This is a genomic window from Nocardia sp. 852002-20019_SCH5090214, assembly GCF_001665865.1.
GTDB lineage: Bacteria > Actinomycetota > Actinomycetes > Mycobacteriales > Mycobacteriaceae > Nocardia > Nocardia nova.
Genome location: NZ_LZMK01000457.1, coordinates 1 through 4,733 on the forward strand (window position 1 = coordinate 1; position 4,733 = coordinate 4,733).

4 protein-coding genes and 1 pseudogene are annotated in these 4,733 nt (G+C 67.9%); 1 reads left to right on the plus strand and 4 read right to left on the minus strand.

Translation table 11 applies throughout. The features are described from left to right. Positions 1 to 643 (minus strand): phosphotriesterase (locus A5780_RS38680; protein WP_064911504.1); only part of this gene is annotated, 643 nt, incomplete at its 3' end. A gap of 180 nt (positions 644 to 823) precedes the next feature. On the opposite strand from A5780_RS38680, the gene A5780_RS38685 reads away from it, so the two are divergent. After that, a complete protein-coding gene (locus A5780_RS38685; protein ID WP_064906969.1) occupies positions 824 to 1,384 on the plus strand; it encodes a QsdR family transcriptional regulator in 561 nt (186 codons plus the stop codon). Positions 1,385 to 1,397: 13 nt separating this feature from the next. Here the strand turns inward: A5780_RS38685 and A5780_RS38690 are convergent, their stop codons facing one another. The 3 genes and pseudogenes from A5780_RS38690 to A5780_RS41640 all read right to left on the minus strand — a co-directional run. Next, positions 1,398 to 2,795 (minus strand): AarF/ABC1/UbiB kinase family protein, encoded by a 1,398-nt coding sequence (locus A5780_RS38690; protein WP_064911503.1) that lies wholly within the window; start codon positions 2,793 to 2,795, stop codon positions 1,398 to 1,400. 176 nt (positions 2,796 to 2,971) lie between these two features. Then, positions 2,972 to 3,994 carry an alpha/beta hydrolase family protein gene (locus A5780_RS38695; protein WP_064906970.1) on the minus strand — a complete coding sequence of 341 codons (1,023 nt, stop codon included), beginning with the start codon at positions 3,992 to 3,994 and terminating at the stop codon, positions 2,972 to 2,974. A gap of 241 nt (positions 3,995 to 4,235) precedes the next feature. Continuing rightward, a pseudogene (locus A5780_RS41640) lies at positions 4,236 to 4,733 on the minus strand (lipase); the annotation flags it as partial.

Consider the following 4,733-nt stretch of genomic DNA (forward strand, 5'->3'; position numbering starts at 1 on the left):
CGGTGCTGTCGCCCGAGTGCCCGATGACGACCTTGCCGAGATCCACCCCCTCCTCCGCGAGCACCTTCTGCGCGATCAGGCCGGACTGGTTGTGGACGTTCGTGTGCACCGTGACCGGCGCCCCGGTCTCCACGTGGGCCTGGCCGACCGCGCGCATCACCCGCTCGACTCCGGGCGTCAGGCCCTGTTCCTCGATCGCGCACTTCAGGAATGCGGCCTTCACGCCGGTTCCGGCGATCCCTTCGCGGATGTCCTTGACGAACAGCTCGACCAACGGCTCGTCGACGTCGAACAGCAGGCCCGGGCCGGTGTAGTGGAACTGGAACGGCACCTCGTTGTAGGTGTAGAGACCGGTCGCCACGACGATATTGATGTCGACCTGCTCATTGATCCGCTGGATCCGCGGAATGTAGCGACCGAGCCCGATCACCGTCGGATCGACGATCGTGTCGATCCCGCGCGCGGCGCATGCACGCAACTTCGCGACCGCATCCGCGACCCGCGCGTCCTCATCCCACTGATTCGGATATTCGGGATAGTTCTGCCGCATCTCCTCGCCGAGCACGAAAACGTGCTCGTGCATCAGCACCTTGCCCAGGGCGGCGGTGTCGAGGGGTCCACGGACGGTTTCAACGGTAGACATCGAATTCCTCGGGGGTATCGGCGACGAGCAGGACAGCCATGAAGACCACCGGAACAATGTGATCCACGCCATCCTGTGTGAGACACTGCGCAAGTGTGTCTCAGAGTCGAGGATTCGTCAACCAGCTCGATACGGCCGCCGAGCCGGCACGGCCTGCCGCGGTATGAGGAGATGGACGACATGATCGCTACTTCCGAGGGGCGTCGCGCCGTCGACGCGGCGACGAAGCTGTACCTGGCGGGCGAACAACTCGACATGTCGGTGCTCGCCCGCGACCTGGGCATCGGACGCGCGACGCTGTACCGGCACGTCGGCAACCGGGACGACCTCATCGCGACCGTGCTGGCCGAAGCCACCGAACGCACCTACCGCAAGGTCTTCACCACCGCCACGGGATCCGGTGCGGCCCTCGTTCTCGACACCCTCGAACGGGTGATGAACGCGGTCGCCGAGTCCGAACCGCTGCGGACGCTCACCAGTCGCGAACCGGCGCTGTTCATCCGGCTCGCGCTGCTCCCCGGCAGGATCGAATCGACGTCGGCGCGCATGGTCGCCGAACTGCTCGACAGCGAACAGCGCCAGGGAAATCTGACGTTGCCCTTGGCCCCCGACGTCCTGGCCGAGGCCATCGTCCGCATCTGCGACGCGCACCTCTACGCACCCCTGCTCGGCGGCGATCGACCACGGATCGACACCGCGCTGGCCATCGTCGCCCTGCTCCTCGGCGAACGCCGGGCGTGAAGGACCGGTGAGCTCAGTCGGTGGGCAGTTCGATGCCGTCGGCGGCGACCTTGGCGGCCACCTCCTCGGGGAAGATGTTGCGGAACAGGTACAGATCCTGACCGAGCCGCCAGCCCGGGGCCAGCGCGACCGCATAGCGTTCGAAGTAGCCGAGCTGTTTGCCCATCAGCAGCAACTGCTGCGGGCCCGAGGCGCCCCGGCGTTTGCCGAATTCCACCAGCCGGGCCGCGACCTTGCCCATATCCAGTTTCGCCAGCTTGCCCGACAGCACCGGCGCCAGCGCGGTCGCCAGCTGCCGGCCGATGGTGGCGTCGTCACCGTCGTCGCCGTCGAGCAGATCCAGTTCCCGCAGTGCCCGCGCGACCGGTCGGAAGTCACCGTCGATGGCGCTGGCGTGGAACAGCGCGCGCACGAAGGCGCGCCACTGCGGCGTCATGGTGCCGACGATGCCGAAGTCGAGCATGGCGGCGCGGCCGTCGTCGAGCAGCCAGAGGTTTCCGGCGTGCACGTCGCCGTGGAAAAGGCCGTGCACCACAACACTTTCCACCCATGCCTTGACCAGACGGCGGATCAGCAGCTCGGGGTCGGGATGGGCGGCGCGGATGTCGTCGAAGCGGTCGAGCGGCATGCCGCTCATCCGCTCCATGCACAGCACGCGCGGACCGCAGTACTCCCAGTACACCTCGGGCACGACCACACCGGTGTTGTCGCCGAAGGCGGCCAGATCGGCCCTCGCCTGCGCCTGATTGCGGGCCTCGTTGCGGAAGTCCAGCTCGGCGACGGTCGTGTCGTACAGGTCGCGCACCACGCCTTCGGCATTGGCGATGCGTGCGTTCTCCGAGCGTTTGGTCAGCGCACCGGCCAGCCGGTACGCGGCGCGCAGATCGACGATCATGCGGCGGGCGATGTCGGGGCGCTGCACCTTCAGCACCGCCGGGCGGCCGTCGGCGAGCACGCAGGCGTGCACCTGAGCCACCGAGGCGGCCGAGAGCGGTTCGTCGTCGAATTCCCGGAACAGCCGGTCGATCGGGGCGCCGAGATCGGCCTCGATCACGGCGCGGGCGTCGGTGGCCGGAAACGGCGGCACGTCGTCGAGGCAGCGCAGGCACGCGTCGGCGAGCTCGTCCGGAAACGAGGCCGGCGACGAGGCGATGAGCTGGCCGAGTTTGACGAACATCGGGCCCAGCGCCTCGAAACCGTCGACCGTGCCGTCGGCCATCGCCCGTCGGCGCTTGGCCGGGCGCAGACCCTCACGCAGGACCCGGCGCGTCACCCGGCTGCCGATCGTCGTGCCGATCGCGGCGGTACGCCGGAACTCCGCGAATCCGAATTTCTCCAGCGCCGGTACCGGCTGCGGCGGAGTCGCCCCCGCGCCCGGTCCGGAGGCGGTCTGCGTGGCCGCCGCCGTCACCGCAGGACCCCGCCGGTCACCTGCTCACCTGCCCGAATCATTCGTTGCGACCGTCCCATCGTCGTATCGTTCGTGCACAGTCTACGACTGCCGGGCCACCGTACCGGCCGATGTGACCCGCCGCACCCGAACCGCCCCGCTCGCAGCACGCCACCGTCACGGCGTGACCGGCCGGTTCACGGCGCGATGCCGAGACCCGCGGCGAGTACCGGCCAGGAGCGTTTCAGCGCGTCCTGCCAGTAGCCCCACGAGTGTGTGCCCGTGGGTTCGAAGTCGAAGGTCGCCGGAATACCCAACTCCCCCAGACGAGTCGACATATTGTGCGTACACCAGTTCACCGCGGCCTCGATCACCCCGCCGATCACGAGCTGATCCAGATATCCGCGCGGACCGGGCTGCATGTGGTCGCCGCCGTACACGTCGTACATACCGGGCACACCGGTTCCGGTGGAGATGAACAGATTCAGTCCCCGCAGCCCGTCGGCGTGCACGTACGGGTCGTTGGCCGCCCACATCGGATCGTCGTCGGGGCCGTACATGTTCTCCACATCTCCGCCGCCCCAGGTCTGTACCGCCATCTTGACGAATTCCCGGCCGATCGGATCACTGATCTGCGCACATCCGGAATACGCGGCCACCGACCGATACAGTCCCGGGGCGGCGATCGGCAACTGCAACACCGAGGTTCCCGAGGTCGACAACCCGGCCAGCGCGTTGGCGCCGGTGGTGCGATAGCGCCCGTCGATCAGCGGCGGCAGTTCCGCGGTGAGAAACGTCTTCCATTTGTACACACCGAGTTTCGGATCCGGCGCGCGCCAATCGGTGTAGTAGCTCCAGCGGCCCCCGACCGGCTGCACGACGTAGGTCTGCTTCGCCGACAGGAAGCCCGCGACATCGGTGTTGCGCTCCCACGTGGCCGAATCCTGGCCTCCCCCACCGCCGTTGAGCAGATACAGCACCGGCGCGGGCGCCTGGTCGTCGGCGGGCAATTGCACCTTCACCATGATGTCGGTGTTCATCGCCGCCGAATGCACCCGCAACTGCTCGGTGCGCGGATCGAGCCGCCAGCTGCCGGTGACCGCCGACCCGTCCGCGGCGACCGGTTCGGGTCGCGCACCGGCGGGCGCGGCCCCCAGCACCGCGCCCGCGAGCACCAGAACGACGGGAATGATGCTGCCGCGCAACATCTTTCCGAACATGAGAACTCCTTCGTGAAGTAACGGATCGCCGCAGCGGCGGGCCGAGACGAAAAGGCCCGCCGGGCGATGCGGTGTGAGGGCATCGCCCGGCGGGCGCACCACCGTGGGTGTGTGCACTCCTGAGCGCGGATACGAGGCCGGCGTGTCCTCGATCCGCGCCGGACCCCACGGCGGCGTGCGGCCCGCCGGAACACGATGAGAATTCAGGGTTCTCGCGTTCCGGCGGGCAGGTCGCCACGACTCAGAGCTTGCCGCCGCCGCCCAGCAGCCACGGGTTGAAGCTGCAGGTCAGCGCCGGAGTCTGGGCCGGATCGAGGGTGTTGAGGATGATCGACAACACCCGCGGCGAGTACATCATCGTCAGGTGATCCGACAGATCCTGCTCGCATCCGTCCTGCAAGGTGACGTTCTCGACCGTCGCACCGGGCCCGGGCTGCAGGAAGGTCAGGTCGTACGGCGTGGTGACCTCGTCGTAGCGGGTGCCGACCACCGTGTAGTCCACACCGGGCATGGTGTCGCCACCGGCGTTGAGCTGATTGACGAAATCCGAACCGACCGTCTGCTGGATACCGGAGTGGCCCACGAAGATCTCGACCAGTCCGAGCACGTCGATGCCGAAGTTGTTGATGGCCCGGCCCAGCGCGCCGATACCGTCGAGGGTCGTGCCGTGGTTGGTGGCGCCGAAGGTCATCATGTGATGCACCTTCGCCGCACCACCGTCGAACTTCAGATACCACCG